The sequence below is a fragment of the Saccharothrix hoggarensis genome, assembly GCF_042678885.1.
GTDB lineage: Bacteria > Actinomycetota > Actinomycetes > Mycobacteriales > Pseudonocardiaceae > Actinosynnema > Actinosynnema hoggarensis.
The window spans coordinates 23,663-38,377 of sequence record NZ_JBHTLK010000004.1 but is presented as its reverse complement, the minus strand read 5'-3'; the positions used below and the strand labels follow the sequence as shown (position 1 = coordinate 38,377).

Sequence of the window (14,715 nt, the reverse complement as noted above, 5' to 3'; positions counted from 1 at the left end):
CGCCGCACCGTCGTCCCGGGCCGTGGTCGCGGACCCGTGGTCGTGGACCCGTGATCACGGGTCCGGACCCTGCAATACGGTGTCGGCCATGAACGTGGGCGGTTGGTTGGCCGACACCCGGACGTCGTACGACACGGTCGCGAACAGCTACGCGGACCTGCTGCGCGACGCCCTGGCCGGGTACCCGTACCTGAGGTCGGCCCTGGCGCTGTTCGCCGAGATGGTGCAGGCGGAGGGCGGCGGGCCGGTGGCGGACGTGGGTTGCGGGCCCGGGTACGTCACCGCCCACCTGCGCGGGCTGGGCGTCGACGCCTTCGGCATCGACCTGTCGCCGGGCATGGTCGAGGCGGCCCGGCGCGATCACCCCGGCCTGCGGTTCGAGGTGGGTTCGATGACGGACCTGGACCTCGCCGACGGGTCGGTCGCCGGGCTGCTCGCGTGGTGGTCGTTGATCCACGTGCCCGATGGCGGGGTGCCGGCGGTCCTCGCGCACTTCCGGCGGGTGCTGCGTCCCGGCGGGCCGCTGGTGGTCTCCTTCCACGTCGGCGACGAGACGCACCTGAAGACGGAGGGCTACGGCGGCCACCCGATGAACGTCCACATCCACCGCCGTCGACCCGAACGGGTGAGCGCCTGGCTCCGCGAGGCCGGGTTCACGGTCGAGGCGGAGACGCTGCTCGACCCGCACGAGGACCGACCGGCCGCGATCGTCTTCGCCCGCCGTCAGCGCTAGCGCGGGCGCCGGGTGGTCCCGTGCGCCCTCGGGTTCCACCACCGCCGGAAGGGGCGACACGCCCAAGCGGTCGGGGGTCGGGTGTGGACGACCGGGACGGGTGCGGACCGCGGGGGAACGCGCACTGCCAGTCGTCGCCCGGCCCGCGATCCGGGTAACAGCTTGATCCGTTTGCGCGAACCACGAGCCAAGTGATCTTCGTTTGAGCACCGCCGCCCGCTACGCTCGCACCGTGGGCATACCGGCGTGGGTCTGGTTCACCGTCGCCGCGGTCGCGGGCGTCGCGGGGTTCGCCCTGCTCGCCACCGACCGGGCGCAGCGAACCGCGCGTAACCGCGAACGCCGCCGCTGGGCGGCGCTGCGCGGCTGGCAGTTCGAGGAGACCGACCACGTGCTGCCCACCCGCTGGGAGAGCGGTGCGATCGCCTACTACGGCACCGGCGTGGCCAAGGACGTCGTCGCGGGCTCCACCTTCACCGCGGACGGCCGCCGCCAGGTCTACGTGCTCGACCACGAGACCAACGGCAAGGTCAACTCCGTGCTCGTCGGCGTCCGCTGCCGGCGGGCGTTGTCCGTGGTCATCGAGCTGTGGCTGCCGAGCGTGCCGTTCCAGCGCGACCAGATGCCCGACCTGCTCGGCCCCGTCGGCTCGCGGTACGCGTTCGTCAGCGAGCTGCCCGCCGCGCGCAAGCTCATCACCCCCGACCTGGTGGACGCCGCCGAGGAGATCGGCGCGGACGTCACCGTGGTCTGGCTGGAGGACGACTGGGTGCTGGCCGCCGCGCCCCCCAACTCCACCCCCGCCCGCCTGGAACGGCTGCTGCGCGACCTCGGCGAGCTGGCCGACGTGATCGACCCGTTCGAGGCGGACCCCGAGTCCGACGCCGGTGGCGAGGTCCACCGCCCGCAGTTCGGCCGCAAGCCGTGACGCCGCCGACCGCCCTGGTGACCGGCGCGTCGTCCGGCATCGGCGCCGCGTTCGCCCGCAGGCTCGCCGCCGAGGGCCACGACCTCGTGCTCGTCGCCCGATCGGTGGACCGGCTGGAGGAGACGGCGGCCAAGCTGCGCGCCGCCCACGGCATCACCGCCGAGGTGCTGCCCGCCGACCTGGCCACCGAGGAGGGCCGTGCCGCGGTCGAGGGCTTCCTGGCCGCGCGCGAGGTGGACCTGCTGGTCAACAACGCGGGCTTCGCGATCTCGTCGGAGTTCTTCGCCGCCGACCCGCGCGAGCTCCAGTCCCAGCTCGACGTGAACGTGACCAGCGTGCTGCGCCTGACCCGCGCGGCGCTGCCCGGCATGGTGGCGCGCGGACGCGGCGCGGTCGTCAACGTGTCCAGCGTGGCCGGCTTCCTGCCCGGCCGCGGCACCACGTACAGCGCCGACAAGGCGTGGGTGACGGCGTTCTCCGAGGGCATGGCGATGGCCACGGCGGGCACCGGCGTGCGCGTGCTGGCGCTGTGCCCCGGCTTCGTGCGCACCGAGTTCCACCAGCGGGCGCGGATCGACATGTCGAAGACGCCCGACCTGCTCTACCTGGACGCGGACCGCGTCGTCCACGACTGCCTGGCCGACCTGCGCGCGGGCAAGCCGCTGTCCATCCCGGGCGCCCAGTACAAGGCGATCACGCTGTTCGCCCGCCTCGTCCCGCGGGCGCTCGTCCGGCGGTTGGCGTCGCGCGCGGCCGGCGGCCGAGGACGCACGTAGATCGTCGGGAACCTGAACCCCGTTCCACCCGTCCCACTGCTCTAGTGGGAACAGGGAGGAACACCGTCCATGGGCGAACAGTTCAAAGTGGAGCCGCCGGAGCTCCGCGGGTACAGCGAGTTGCTGACCCGCAACGCGCAGCACTTCCTGACGATCAAGGAACACGCGATCTCCAAGGGCGGTGACACCTCCGGGTTCACCGGTCTGCTGTCGCTGCTGCAGCCCATCGTGACCGGTGTGGCGTCCCTGTACGGGGAGACCCTCGACTTCGCGAACGAGATGATGACCAAGGAAGCCGACGGGCTGAACAAGGCCGCCGACATGTACGAGAAGAGCGAGGAGATGGCGATGAGCCTCCTCGACCGCGTGCTGGCGCAGCTCCACACCGTCGCCGAGGCGCCCTCGCTCGGAGGTGGCCGATGACCACGTACGCGGACGTCGAGGACCCGTCGGTCGCGCTCAGCGCGGCGGCGGAGAACCGGCCCGGTCGCCAGTCCACCAAAGAGCTGATCGAGAAGGCGGGCTGGAAGATCCAGGGCGTCAACTGGATCTACGAGCAGGTCACCGGCGAGAACCTGCTCGACGCGCTAATCAAGCCGCTGCTCGGCGACTTCGAGAAGATCGACGAGAACGCCAACGCGTGGGACCGCGTCGCCAAGGCGCTGGACTCGGTGCGGCACAACGTCGACGCGGGCGCGGAGCAGCTGTCGTCCCACTGGGACGGTGACGCGGCCAAGGCGTTCGAGACGCGCATGGGCACCATGTGGGTGATCGCCATCGAGGCGGACTCGCAGGTCGCGCGGATCATCGGCAACCAGTTCCGGTCGACGGCGAGCACGTGCCGCACGGCGTGCGGGTTGGCGTTGACGCTGCTGGACATGCTCGTCAGCAAGCTGATGGAAGCCGCGATGACGGCGTGGATCCCGGTCGTCGGCTGGGGTCGTGCCGTGTGGATGGTGTACGACGCGATCCAGATCGTCGACGCCATCCGAAAGATCATCATCTCCATCCAGACGCTGATCGAGGGCGTCCAGGGCATGATCGACGGCGTCGTCGCGATGGGCACCGCGCTGTCCAAGCTGAAGGACGTGCGCGACGTCAGCGACCTGCTCGACGTGGTCGACGGGTACCAGGACGGCAAGGAGAAGTACGACAACGGCGTGGCCGCGGCGAAGTCCGGCGCGCTCGGCGTCGCGATGGGCGGCTACAGCCTGGGCAAGGCGGGGGTCGCGGCGAACGGCCGCAGCCAGCCGCCGCCGGGCTCACCGGCGCCCGCTCCGGCCGGCGCGAGCTCGGGCTCCGGTTCGGGTTCCGGTGGGGGTGACGGGCAATGACGTTCCCGTACGACAAGGCACGGCTGGACGCGCTCGTCGCCGACGTGGAGCAGCGCATGGCCAACGTCGAGCAGACCGCCCGTGAGGCGAGCCAGGTGCGGATGCGGTCGCGCGGGATGACGCAGGCGGACTTCGCGGAGATCTCCCGGTACGCGAACAGCCCCGGCGCGCCGCGTGAGCTGAAGGACCTGGCGCGGCGGGTCGACGCGGGCGAGATGTCGTGGGAGGACATCGCGTCCGGGCGCGCGCTGGACGACGAGGGCGTGCAGCGGGCGTTGCAGACGGGCGTCCCGGACCTGCAGCGCGCGTACACCGCGATCCAGGAGGGCGACGACCCCGAGGACGTGATCTCGGCGGGCACGCCGCGGCCGGGTGGTCGTGGGGATGACGACGACGAGCCGAACCGGTTCACCGAGGACGCCTGGTAGTCGCGGGTGCGGTCAGGTCGAGGGCGCCGGGTGTGAGTGCGGTCGTGGCTCACACCCCGGAGTTGTCCACAGGTTCGACCTGGCCGAACCGAACTGTCGGAGTTGTGGTGCAGGATAAAAGCAGGGGTCCCCTGGCGGGGACGCCTGCGTAGCCGGCGATTGGCGCTGTGGGGCTCGGCGGCACTTGCCGCTGCGGGCTCGGCAGCCCTTGCCGCTGTGGGGGTCGGGCTTGCCACCGCGGGCTGAGCGGCAGTTGCGCTGTGGGGGCTCGCCGGCGCTTGCCACATTGGGTTCGGCGGCGCTTGCCACTGCGGGTTCACCGCTGGGTCGGCGCGGCGCGTGTCGCCGCAGGCTGTCCTTTAGCGACACCGGCCGTCACCGGCGACGCGTTCTCCCGCCACGTGAGCGGGCAGGTGAGTTGGCGTGGACCGGGGCCGACCAGGTCCCGGGTGGGTGGTCAGGTCAGGGTCGGGAAGTCGAAACCACCGCTGCTCGTGTGGGTCGTGCCGACACCGCGCACCACGTCGTACGCCACGGCCGCCGCGATGGCGAGGGAGCGCACCGGGTCGGGGGTGCCCGGGCGGAGGTTGAGCACGTCCCGCCGCACCCGCCGGCCGTCGCGCTTGGCCAGGGCGCCGGGGCTGAACGACGCCACCTCGTGCAGCAGGCACAGCCGCTGCCCGGCCGGGTCGAGCAGGGCGTACGCGCCGTGCCCCTCGTGCCGCACCGCACCGATCACCGCGCCGTCGGGCAGGCTCACCCGGGTCGGCGGCTTGCCCGCGCCCTTGCGGATGTGCAGCGCCTGCCGACCGTGGTGCGTGAGGACCAGGTCGAACCCCGTGCGGCCGGAGAACGCCGTCGCGCGCAGCAGCTTCCGCAGCGGCCCGAGCATCCTGCGCTCGCCGACCGTCGCGATCGGCGCGCCGTGCCCGTCGTAGACGTCGCTCCGGTACTTGGTGCTCACCAGGTGGCGCAGCACGCCCCAGGGCTGCTCGATGATCAACGTGTCGGTGCCGGGAAGGGTCACGGTGTGCCAGCGTACGGCCCGGTATGACACTCTTGGCAGCCGTGCGAACTGATGTGGTTCTGGACCCCGCCGCGAAAGCCGAGCTGGCGCGGTTGGTGAGCGAGTTGGCCGTGGTGCACGGCAAGGTGACGCTGTCCTCGGGCGCCGAGGCCGACTACTACATCGACCTGCGCCGGGCGACGCTCCACCACGCCGCCGCCCCGCTGATCGGCACGCTGCTGCGGCAGCTCACGGCCGACTGGGACTACGTCGCGGCGGGCGGGCTGACGTTGGGCGCGGACCCGGTGGCGTGCGCGATGATGCACGCCGCGGCGGGCGCGGGCGAGGTGCTGGACGCGTTCGTGGTGCGCAAGGCGGCCAAGCAGCACGGCATGCAGCGCCGCATCGAGGGCGTCGACGTCGCCGGGCAGCGGGTGCTGGCGGTCGAGGACACGTCCACCACCGGCGGCAGCGTGCTGACCGCCGTCGAGGCCCTGCGGGAGGGCGGCGCCACGGTGGTCGGCGTCGCGACCGTCGTGGACCGCGGCACGGGCGCGCGCGAGGTGATCGAGGAGGCCGGCCTGCCGTACCGCTACCTGCTGGACCTCACCGACCTGGGCCTGGCCTGACATGACCGCCCTGGTCCTGCTCCTGGCCGTCGTGGCGATCCTCGGTGCCGGGGTCGCCGTGGGGTTGTCGCGGCGCAAGCGCAACCCGTTCACGAACCAGCAGTTCGTGAACGAGTGGGAGCAGCGGATGCGCGCGCTGGAGGCGTCCCTCGGCTGGCGGTTCGTCGCCGAGGACCAGGGGTTCCAGGAACGCGTGCCGCAGATCGGCCGGATGCTGGAGGCCGACCGGAGCCGGGTGAAGTTCCAGCTCGTCGGCCACTGGCGCGGGGTGCCCGTGCTGGCGGTCGAGGTGGTGTTCCGCGCGGACAACGTGGTGACGTCCGAGTACCGCACGTACACGGTGGTCGTCGTGCCGCGCCCGATGCCGGGGCCGTGGGTGCTGATCAGCCCCCGCAACGACTCGGTGTGGGGTGTGTTCGAGCAGTTCGTCACCACCGGCGACCCGGCGTTCGACGCCCGGTACGAGGTGCGCCGCAAGAACCCCGCCTTCGCGCCCGCGCTGCTCAACTCCGGTCTGGCGCAGGCGTTGCTGCACGACCCCCGGGCCAACGGCGTGGCGATCGCGTTCGACGAGCACAACCTCGCCGCCGCCGTGCCCGGCCCGCTGCTGCAGGCGCCGTTGGGGCACCTGGCGGACCTGCTGCTGGACGTGGCGGGCCGGGTGCCGTGGCAGGCCCTTCCGCGGGGTTGACCACGGCGGCCGCCATGCCGCCGCGACGCCGTGCCGCCGCGATGCCCGGAATTTCACGGGCGCGTGATCGTTCCCCGGCCTACTCTGGGTTCCGGGAGGTCGCTATGGTCGCGGGCGCGTTAGCCGAGCTGGTCATGGTGGCGCACTTCGGTGTGCTGGTCTTCCTGGTGGTCGGGGGTTTCCTGGCCTGGCGCCGGCCGAGGGTGCTGTACTTCCACCTGGCGATGGCGGCGTGGGGGCTGCTCGTCGTCGTGTTCCCCATCGCGTGCCCGCTCACGTGGCTGGAGAACGCGTTGCGGGTGTCCGCGGGCCAACCGGAGCTGGCGACCGGGTTCATCGACACCTACATCGACGGCGTGCTGTACCCGGAGTCGGCCGCACGCCCGGTGCAAGTCCTGGTGGCGGTCGTCGTCATCGCGTCGTGGGTCGGGTACTACCTGAGACGACGCACCTCGCAGGGCAGCCCGACGCGGGGCCGACCCGCCTGATCCCGGCCGCCGCGGGTCGGTCATCATCGCCCGATGCGAGTGGTCCTCGAGGGGTTTCACGCGGTCAAGCACGCGTTGCGGTTCGGGGCCGTGGTCGGCCGGCTGGTGGTGGTCGACCTGGAGGGGGCGCTCGGGTTGGCGCGGTCGCACGCGCCGGACCTCGTGGACCTGTTCGAGGCGCGCGCCGAGGTCGTGGGGGCGGCGGGGTTCGTCGAGGTCGTCGGGCGGTCGCACCCGACCGGGGTCGGGGGCCTGGCGGAACGGCCGGCGGCGGTCTTCGGGGGTCGGACCGCGCCGCTGGTGCTCTTGGACAACCCGCGCAACCTGGGGAACTTCGGTGCCGTGATCCGGGTCGCGGCCGGGTTGGGGGCGGGTGGCGTGGTGTCGTTGGGCGACGTCGACCCGTGGCACCCGAACGTGCTGCGGGGCAGCGCGGGGCTGCACTTCGCGCTGCCGGTGGGGCGCTTGGGCGGGCTCGGCGAGGTCGAGGAAACGGTGATCGCCTTCGACGCGGGCGGGCGGGAGCTGCGGGACGTGCGCATCCCGGACGACGCCGTGCTGGCGTTCGGGTCCGAGCGGCACGGGCTGTCGGACGCGGTGCGGGAGCGGGCGGACCTCGTGGTGTCGCTGCCGATGCGGCCGAAGGTGTCGAGCTACAACCTGACCACGAGCGTCGCCATGGGCCTGTACCACTGGGAGCTGTTCCGCCGAGCTTCTTGATCGGTTGAGTGGGCACCCTGGTGGGGTGACCACGCCCAAGATCCGCGCCGCCCGCGCCGGCGTCGCCGAACGTGCGGTCGAGTCCCGGCACCTGCGCCGGGTCTGGGGCCTGCCCGGCACGGCGCTCGGCGCGGTCGCGTGGCCGGTCGACTGGCCGGGCCGCCTGCACGTCCGGTTCGGCTACTGGTGGCAGGCGCACCTGCTGGACTGCGTGCTCGACGCGCAGCTGCGCGCGCCGAGCCCGGCCAGGGCGGCGTTGGTCCGGCGGCTCGTGCGCGGCATCCGGGTGCGCAACCTGGTCGGGTGGGTCAACGACTACTACGACGACGTGGCGTGGCTGGGGCTGGCGCTGCTGCGCGCCGAGCGGGAGGTCGGCCTCGCCCGGCCGAAGGCGCTCGCCACGATCGCGGACCGGCTGCGGGGCGGGTGGACCGACCACGGTGGCGGCGGCATCTGGTGGAAGCGCCACGACGACTTCAAGAACGTCCCGGCGAACGGCCCGGCCGCGATCCTGTTCGCCCGACTGGGTGATCGCGCCGACCTCGGCCGCGCGAGGTCCATTGTGGACTGGATCGAGGACGCCCTGGTGGACGGGGAGACCGGGCTGCTGTGGGACGGCCTGCACGTCCACCCCGACGGCACCGTCCGCGAGATCGAGAAGAACTTCTACACGTACTGCCAGGGCGTGGCGCTCGGCGCGTGCGTGGAGCTGGGCTCGGCGGCCTACCGGGACAAGGCGGCGCGGATCATCACCGCCGTGGACGAGCACCTCGCCGCGGACGGCGTCCTGCGCGGGCACGGCGGCGGCGACGGCGGGCTGTTCGGCGGCATCCTCGCCCGGTACCTGGCCCAGGCCGCGCTGCGGCTCGACCGCCCGGAGGCGGCGCGGGCGGCGGACCTCGTGTTCCGGTTCGCCGACGCGCTGTGGGCGAACCGGGCGGCGGTGGTGAGCGGGCCACTGTTCGGCCCGGACTGGTCGGAGCCCGCGAAGGAGCCCCGCCCGGGGCGGCCCGAGCGCGACCTGTCCGTCCAGCTGGGCGGGTGGATGGCGCTGGAGGCCGCCGCGCTGCTGGAGCGCAACGGGATCACGCCGACCGAACGCTGAGCGGCACGCGGGTCGGTGGCACGGGGGTCGGTGGCACGCGGGTAAGCGGCGCGCGGGTCAGTGGCAGCCGCACGACCGGCGGTGGCGCAGCTCGGGCGGCAGCCGGATCGTCTCCGGCGCCCGGTCCGGGTCCGCGATGCGCGCCAGCAGCAGCCGCACCGCCGTCCGCCCGATCTCCTCCACCGGCTGCGCCATCGACGTCAGCGGCGGGTCGACCAGCTCGGCCCACTCGACCTCGTCGTACGTCACCAGCGCCAGCTCCGAGCCGATCCGCACGCCGCGCGCGCGGGCCGTCCGCAGCACGTCCATCAGCACCTGGTGGTCGCTCACCACGACACCCGTGACGCGGCCGAGCAGCGGGTCCAGCGACGGGCGCACCAGCTCCTCGTCCCACGCCAGCCCGGCGCGGCCGAGGCCCAGGCGGTAGCCGAGCACCCGCTCGTCCGTGGTCGCGACGCCGGCCGGGCCGGACACCAGGCCGATCCGCCGGTGCCCCAGCTCCGCCAGGTGCCGCACCAGCGCCGACGTGGCCTGCACGTTCTCCGGGCCGACCTGGTCGACGTCCTGCGCCACGGTCAGCCGGTCCACCAGCACGGTCGGCACGCCGAGCCGGCGCAGCTCGGGCAGCGCGGCCGATCCCGACGTGGGCGTGAGCAGCACCCCGTCCACCCGTCGCGACCGCAGCATCCGCACCGCCGCCTGCTCGGACTCGGCCGTGTCGCGGGTGTCGATCAGCACCAGCGTGTAGCCGGCGCGGGTCGACTCGCTCTCGATCGCCGCGATCAGCTCGGCGAAGTACGGGTGCGACACCAGCGACACCGCGAGGCCGAGCGACTTCGTGCCGCCCGTGACGAGGGACCGGGCGATGGCGTCACCCGTGTAGCCCGTCTCCTCGATCGCCTTGAGGACCCGTTCCCTGGTGGCGTCCGCGACGGACCTGGTCTCGTTGATCACGTGTGAGACCGTGGTGATGGAGACGCCGGCGATACTGGCGACCTCCCGCATGGTGACCATGGACTCGTCCCCGTTCGGGCTGGCGCAAGCGATTGCGTGGGGACTTTACCGGGTGAGAGGGTCGGGCCGTGCCTTCTGTGCTGTGTGTCGGGCTGACGACCGTGGACGTCAGCCAACGGGTGGTGGAGTTCCCCGTCCCGGGGCAGAAGGTGCAGTCGCTGGGCGTGCACCTGGCACCGGGCGGTCCGGCGGCGAACGCGGCGCGCGCGGTGGCCGCGCTGGGGAGCCGGGCGGTGCTGCTGACCGCGTTGGACGGCGAGCTGGGCGGCTTCGCGCGGTCCCGGCTGCACCCGGTGGAGGTCCACTCGGTGGGCGGCGGTGGTCCGGCGCTGAGCATGGTCGCGGTGCGCGAGCGGGACGGCGAGCGGACCGTCATCTCGCGCAACGCGGCAGGCTCCGACGTGCCGGCCGACGTGGACCCGGCGCTGGTCGAGGCGGCGGACGTGGTGCTGGTGGACGGCCACCTCGGGCCACTGGCCCTGGCCGCCGCACGCCACGCGAGACGTGCCGGCGTGCCGGTGGTGCTGGACGCGGGCAGCTGGAAGCCTGTGCTGGACGACCTGCTGCCGCTGGTGGACGTCGCCGCGTGCTCGGCCGCCTTCGAGCTGTCCGAGGACGAGGTGCACGCCCGGGGCGTGCCGCTGGTGATCCGCACGCACGGTCCGGGGCCCGTCACCTGGTCGCGCGGTGGTGCCACGGGCGCGCAACCGGTACCTGTTGTCGAGGTGCGCGACACCAACGGCGCGGGCGACGTGTGGCACGGCGCGCTGGCGGTCGCGGTCGCCGAGGGACGGGACGTGGACGACGCCGTCCGCTGGGCGAACGAGGTCGCCGCGGTGCGGGTGCGCCACACCGCGTGGGACTGGGTGGAGGAGCTGGGACGGTGGCGGGACAGCGGGTGAAGTTCGACGAGCTGGTCGACCGGGCGCGGCTGCTGGTGGACACCGGCGAGCGCAAGCTCCTCGGCATCGGCGGCGCGCCGGGCTCGGGCAAGTCGACGTTGGCGCGCCGGCTGGTCGACGCGCTCGGCGACGACGCCGCCCTGGTCGGCATGGACGGCTTCCACCTCGCCCAGCGCGAGCTGGACCGCCTCGGCATCGCCGACCGCAAGGGCGCGCCGGACACGTTCGACATCCCGGGGTACGTCGACCTGCTCGGCCGGCTGAAGGCGTGCGGGCCGGACGTCGTCTACGCGCCCGAGTTCCGCCGGGAGATCGAGGAGCCGGTCGCGTGCGCGGTGCCGGTCGACCCGTCCGTGCCGCTCGTCGTCACCGAGGGCAACTACCTGCTGCTCCAGTACGACAAGTGGAAGCGCGTGCGGGTCGTGCTGGACGAGGCGTGGTTCCTGCTGATCGACGAGGAGCTGCGGGTGGCGCGGCTGATCGACCGGCACGTCCGGTACGGGCGGTCCGCGGAGGACGCGCGCGAGCGGGTCCTGCACGGCACGGACCACGTGAACGCGCTGATGGTGAACGCGTCGAAGTCGGCCGCCGACCTGCTCATCACCGAGGTGCTGTGACGGGCACGCCCGGTCACTGCGTGGTGGCGGGCAGGGCCTCGTCGTCCACGGGCTTCTTCATCTCCTGCTTGTAGCGGTACAGGCCGTAGGCCGTGCCGCCGACGAAGAACGCGATGCTGACGACCACCGCCGCCGTCTCCAGCCACGGCACCGCGGTCAGCAGGCCCGCGCCGTAATAGCCGGCGAGCACCAGCGTCGGCACCCACGCGATCGCGCCGATGGTCGTGGCCAGCATGAACCGCTTCGGGTCCATCCGCGCCGCGCCCGCGATCATCGGGGCCAGCGTGCGCACCCACGGGATCCAGCGGGCCAGCACGATCGCCCAGAAGCCGCGCCGGTCGAGGAAGTCGCGGGCCTTGGCGAGGTTCTCCTTGTTGAGCACCTTGCCGCCGCGACGGGCCAGCAGGCGCGTCCCGGTGTGCCTGCCGATGTAGTAGCCGATCTGGTTGCCGACGACCGCCACCACCAACGCGGCCAGCGACAGCAGCCAGGCCGACAGTTCACCGTCGTGCGACGCGAGCACCACACCGGCGGCGAACAGCAGCGAGTCACCCGGCAGGAACAAGCCGAAGATGAACGCGCACTCGAAGAAGATGAAGCTCAGGGTGATCAACCACACGGCCAACGGGCCTGCGGAATCGAGGTCGATGAACCCTGCGGCTTCGGTCGTCGCGGACAACACCACAGGGGCAGCCTACGTGGGACCGGCGGGTCGCCTCGGCGACATGGCGATAACGCCTTGCCGAAGCCTTGGCGTCGTGGCGGACCGTGCGGGCCCGAACACGTGCTGGAGTGATCACCGGTCGCGGGGTTAGCGTGGGGAGATGGAGTCACTGCTCGCCGAACTCCGCTCCGCCGTCGGCGCCGACGCGGTGCTGACCGACGTCGACGTCACCGCGAGCTACCAGCGCGACATGATGCCGCTGGCGCCCTACGGGCAGCCGTTGGCGGTGGTGCTGCCGACGTCGGCGGAGCAGGTGCAGGCGGTCGTGCGGGCCTGCGCGGCGGCGGGGACGCCGATCGTGCCGCGCGGCGCGGGCAGCGGGCTGTCCGGCGCGGCCAACGCCATCGACGGCTGCGTGGTGCTCGTGACCACGAAGATGAACGCCATCGTCGAGATCGACCCGGACAACCGGCTGGCCGTCGTCGAGCCGGGGGTGGTGAACCTCGACCTCCGCGGCGCCGTGGAGAAGCACGGGCTGTTCTACCCACCGGACCCGTCCAGCTACGACTGGTGCACGATCGGCGGCAACCTCTCCACCAACGCGGGCGGGCTGTGCTGCGTGAAGTACGGGGTCACGACGGACTCCGTGCTCGGCCTCGACGTGGTGCTCGCGGACGGCGAGCTGCTGCGCACCGGCAGGCGGACCGTCAAGGGCGTCGCCGGGTACGACCTGACCAAGCTGTTCGTCGGCAGCGAGGGCACGCTCGGCGTCATCACCCGCGCGACTCTGGCGCTGCGGCCCCTGCCGCAGGCCCCGGCGACGCTCGTGGCGGCGTTCAACAGCACCGCCGACGCGGGCGCGGCGGTGAGCCGCGTGGTGACCGAGGGCATCGTGCCGTCCCTGATGGAGATCATGGACCGCACGTCCATCCGGGCCGTCGAGCAGTACCTCAAGACCGACCTCAACGCGGACGCGGCGCTGCTGCTCTGCCAGTCCGACTCGGGCGGTGAGGCGGGCCGGCGCGAGCTGGCCGCGATCGAGCAGGCGTGCGTCGCGGCGGGCGCCGAACTCGTCTACGCGACGGAGGACCTGGGCGAAGGGCGTGACCTGCTGACGGCGCGCCGGGCCGTGCTGACGGCGCTGGAGGTCTACGGGGCCTGGCTGACGGACGACGTGTGCGTGCCGCGGACCCGGATCGCGGACCTGATCGCCGGGTGCGAGCGGATCAGCGAATCGGTCGGGCTGCGGATCGCCGTCGTCGGCCACGCGGGCGACGGCAACATGCACCCGACGATCGTCTACGACCCGTCGTCGGCGGACGAGTTCGCGCGGGCGCGGCGGGCGTTCGACGAGATCCTCGCCCTCGGCCTGGCGCTCGGCGGCACCGTCACCGGCGAGCACGGCATCGGCAAGATCAAGCGCGAGTGGCTGGAGCGGGAGATCGGTCCGGTGGGCATGCGGGTCCACCGCGAGATCAAGCGGGCGCTGGACCCGGCGAACCTGTTCAACCCGGGGTCGATGTTCTCCGTCTAATGGCCGCTGCTCCGCAGACGGCGGCTCGGTGTAAATGGCCGCTGCTCCGCAGACGGCGGCTCGGTCGCCTGGAAGTCGGTCGTTCGCCCCTCATTTTCTGCGATCGGAAAGCGTGATCGCAGAAAATGAGGCGCGAACGACCGACGCGACCTCGCGAGGGGTGCGGTTGGGAGATCGTGGACCGGCGTTGCGGGCGGCTAGTCGATGCGCTTGATCTGCTGGGTGCTGTCGTCCACCAGGTCGATGACCTGGGTGATGTCGGCCGCCTCCTGGGCGAGCAGCGACTTCTTCTCCCGCCGCGCCTTGATGACCTCGATGATGATCGGCACCACGGAGAGCAGCACGATCAGGATCAGCATCATCTCGAGGTTGTCGCGCACGAACTGGATCTGGCCGAGGAAGTAGCCGAGGACGGTCAGGCCCGCGGCCCACGCGATGCCGCCGATCAGCGAGTACGTGAAGTACTTGCGCGGGTCCATCCGGCCGACGCCCGCCATGGCGGTGATGAACGTGCGCACGATCGGCACGAACCGGGCCATCACGATCGCGCGGGCGCCGTACTTGTCGAAGAACTCGTGCGTCTTGTCGACGTACTCCTTCTTGAAGATCTTCGACTCGGGCTTGTTGAACAGCGCCGGCCCGGCGCGGTGGCCGATCCAGTAACCCACGACGTTGCCCAGCAGGGCGCAGGCCGTGAGCAGGAGGCACACCAGCCACAGCGGGTAGTCCAGCAGCCCCGAGGCCACGAACAGGCCCGCCGTGAACAGCAGCGAGTCGCCCGGCAGGAAGAAGCCCACCAACAGGCCGCACTCCGCGAAGACGATGAAGCACAGCCCGACCAGCATGTACGGCCCGAGTCCCTGGAGCAGGATCTGCGGGTCCAGCCAGTCCGGGCCGAGGGCAACCGTGGAGGTGAGTGCGACCGTCACGGGTGCCAAGGTACAGGCTCAGCGGAGCGTGATCACCGCCACGACCGTCCCGGCGGCCAGCCCCAGCAGCACCGAGAGCAGCAGCACCCAGCCCGCCCCCAGCGGCGTCCGGGCAGGTCGGGAGGGCCGGGACGGCGTGACGGGGTGCGCGCCGGAGCTGGTGGCCTGCGCGCGGAGGGCGTCGGCCACCAGCTTCTCGTGGTCATCGGGCACGTGG

Annotated in this window: 19 protein-coding genes; 14 read left to right on the top strand and 5 right to left on the bottom strand. The window is 72.4% G+C overall.

The annotated features are described in order from the left end of the window. Positions 1-88: 88 nt before the first annotated feature. The 6 genes from ACFQ3T_RS01630 to ACFQ3T_RS01605 all read left to right on the top strand — a co-directional run bounded on the left by ACFQ3T_RS01630 (position 89) and on the right by ACFQ3T_RS01605 (position 4,199). On the top strand, positions 89-733 hold the full coding sequence (locus tag ACFQ3T_RS01630; protein WP_380718917.1) for a class I SAM-dependent DNA methyltransferase: 645 nt from the start codon (positions 89-91) through the stop codon (positions 731-733). A gap of 232 nt (positions 734-965) precedes the next feature. Continuing rightward, positions 966-1,661, top strand: coding sequence for a type III secretion system chaperone family protein (locus ACFQ3T_RS01625; protein WP_380718915.1), 696 nt, complete (start codon positions 966-968; stop codon positions 1,659-1,661). Further along, positions 1,658-2,437 carry an SDR family NAD(P)-dependent oxidoreductase gene (locus ACFQ3T_RS01620; protein WP_380718913.1) on the top strand — a complete coding sequence of 260 codons (780 nt, stop codon included), beginning with the start codon at positions 1,658-1,660 and terminating at the stop codon, positions 2,435-2,437. The genes ACFQ3T_RS01625 and ACFQ3T_RS01620 overlap by 4 nt, the downstream gene beginning before the upstream one ends. A gap of 69 nt (positions 2,438-2,506) precedes the next feature. After that, positions 2,507-2,860 carry a hypothetical protein gene (locus tag ACFQ3T_RS01615; protein WP_380718911.1) on the top strand — a complete coding sequence of 118 codons (354 nt, stop codon included), beginning with the start codon at positions 2,507-2,509 and terminating at the stop codon, positions 2,858-2,860. Then, positions 2,857-3,771 carry a WXG100 family type VII secretion target gene (locus ACFQ3T_RS01610; protein WP_380718909.1) on the top strand — a complete coding sequence of 305 codons (915 nt, stop codon included), beginning with the start codon at positions 2,857-2,859 and terminating at the stop codon, positions 3,769-3,771. The genes ACFQ3T_RS01615 and ACFQ3T_RS01610 overlap by 4 nt, the downstream gene beginning before the upstream one ends. Beyond that, the gene (locus ACFQ3T_RS01605; protein ID WP_380718907.1) at positions 3,768-4,199 is read left to right on the top strand and encodes a hypothetical protein; all 432 of its coding nucleotides are present in this window, start codon (positions 3,768-3,770) and stop codon (positions 4,197-4,199) included. Before ACFQ3T_RS01610 ends, ACFQ3T_RS01605 begins: the two co-directional genes overlap by 4 nt. A gap of 457 nt (positions 4,200-4,656) precedes the next feature. On the opposite strand, the gene ACFQ3T_RS01600 is transcribed toward ACFQ3T_RS01605, so the two are convergent. Then, positions 4,657-5,226: a hypothetical protein gene (locus ACFQ3T_RS01600; protein WP_380718905.1), complete on the bottom strand. Its 570-nt coding sequence runs from the start codon at positions 5,224-5,226 to the stop codon at positions 4,657-4,659. 53 nt (positions 5,227-5,279) lie between these two features. Here ACFQ3T_RS01600 and pyrE point away from each other — a divergent pair, with 53 nt between their 5' ends. From pyrE to ACFQ3T_RS01575, 5 genes are all read left to right on the top strand, one after another. After that, complete coding sequence (gene pyrE / locus ACFQ3T_RS01595; RefSeq protein ID WP_380719028.1) at positions 5,280-5,834, top strand: orotate phosphoribosyltransferase; 555 nt, start codon at positions 5,280-5,282, stop codon at positions 5,832-5,834. Between the two features lies 1 nt (position 5,835). Next, the gene (locus ACFQ3T_RS01590) at positions 5,836-6,525 is read left to right on the top strand and encodes a hypothetical protein (RefSeq protein WP_380718903.1); all 690 of its coding nucleotides are present in this window, start codon (positions 5,836-5,838) and stop codon (positions 6,523-6,525) included. Between the two features lie 104 nt (positions 6,526-6,629). Then, a complete protein-coding gene (locus ACFQ3T_RS01585) occupies positions 6,630-7,013 on the top strand; it encodes a DUF2784 domain-containing protein (protein ID WP_380718900.1) in 384 nt (127 codons plus the stop codon). 33 nt (positions 7,014-7,046) lie between these two features. Beyond that, entirely contained in the window at positions 7,047-7,733 is a 687-nt protein-coding gene (locus tag ACFQ3T_RS01580) for a TrmH family RNA methyltransferase (protein ID WP_380718898.1), read from the top strand. A gap of 25 nt (positions 7,734-7,758) precedes the next feature. Next, positions 7,759-8,838, top strand: coding sequence for a glycoside hydrolase family 76 protein (locus ACFQ3T_RS01575; RefSeq protein ID WP_380718896.1), 1,080 nt, complete (start codon positions 7,759-7,761; stop codon positions 8,836-8,838). 57 nt (positions 8,839-8,895) lie between these two features. Here the strand turns inward: ACFQ3T_RS01575 and ACFQ3T_RS01570 are convergent, their stop codons facing one another. Next, positions 8,896-9,852 carry a LacI family DNA-binding transcriptional regulator gene (locus ACFQ3T_RS01570; RefSeq protein WP_380718894.1) on the bottom strand — a complete coding sequence of 319 codons (957 nt, stop codon included), beginning with the start codon at positions 9,850-9,852 and terminating at the stop codon, positions 8,896-8,898. A gap of 77 nt (positions 9,853-9,929) precedes the next feature. On the opposite strand from ACFQ3T_RS01570, the gene ACFQ3T_RS01565 reads away from it, so the two are divergent. Both ACFQ3T_RS01565 and ACFQ3T_RS01560 read left to right on the top strand, forming a co-directional pair. Then, positions 9,930-10,754, top strand: coding sequence for a PfkB family carbohydrate kinase (locus ACFQ3T_RS01565; protein ID WP_380719026.1), 825 nt, complete (start codon positions 9,930-9,932; stop codon positions 10,752-10,754). After that, on the top strand, positions 10,736-11,371 hold the full coding sequence (locus ACFQ3T_RS01560; protein ID WP_380718892.1) for a nucleoside/nucleotide kinase family protein: 636 nt from the start codon (positions 10,736-10,738) through the stop codon (positions 11,369-11,371). Before ACFQ3T_RS01565 ends, ACFQ3T_RS01560 begins: the two co-directional genes overlap by 19 nt. 13 nt (positions 11,372-11,384) lie before the next feature. On the opposite strand, the gene ACFQ3T_RS01555 is transcribed toward ACFQ3T_RS01560, so the two are convergent. Next, on the bottom strand, positions 11,385-12,056 hold the full coding sequence (locus ACFQ3T_RS01555; protein WP_380718890.1) for a DedA family protein: 672 nt from the start codon (positions 12,054-12,056) through the stop codon (positions 11,385-11,387). A 139-nt stretch (positions 12,057-12,195) separates the two neighbouring features. On the opposite strand from ACFQ3T_RS01555, the gene ACFQ3T_RS01550 reads away from it, so the two are divergent. Beyond that, positions 12,196-13,569 carry an FAD-binding oxidoreductase gene (locus ACFQ3T_RS01550; RefSeq protein WP_380718888.1) on the top strand — a complete coding sequence of 458 codons (1,374 nt, stop codon included), beginning with the start codon at positions 12,196-12,198 and terminating at the stop codon, positions 13,567-13,569. Between the two features lie 197 nt (positions 13,570-13,766). Here ACFQ3T_RS01550 and ACFQ3T_RS01545 read toward each other — a convergent pair whose 3' ends face one another. Together ACFQ3T_RS01545 and ACFQ3T_RS01540 are read right to left on the bottom strand one after the other, a co-directional pair. Beyond that, complete coding sequence (locus ACFQ3T_RS01545) at positions 13,767-14,507, bottom strand: DedA family protein (protein ID WP_380718886.1); 741 nt, start codon at positions 14,505-14,507, stop codon at positions 13,767-13,769. A gap of 9 nt (positions 14,508-14,516) precedes the next feature. Beyond that, the gene (locus ACFQ3T_RS01540; protein ID WP_380718884.1) at positions 14,517-14,711 is read right to left on the bottom strand and encodes a hypothetical protein; all 195 of its coding nucleotides are present in this window, start codon (positions 14,709-14,711) and stop codon (positions 14,517-14,519) included. Positions 14,712-14,715: the final 4 nt, after the last annotated feature.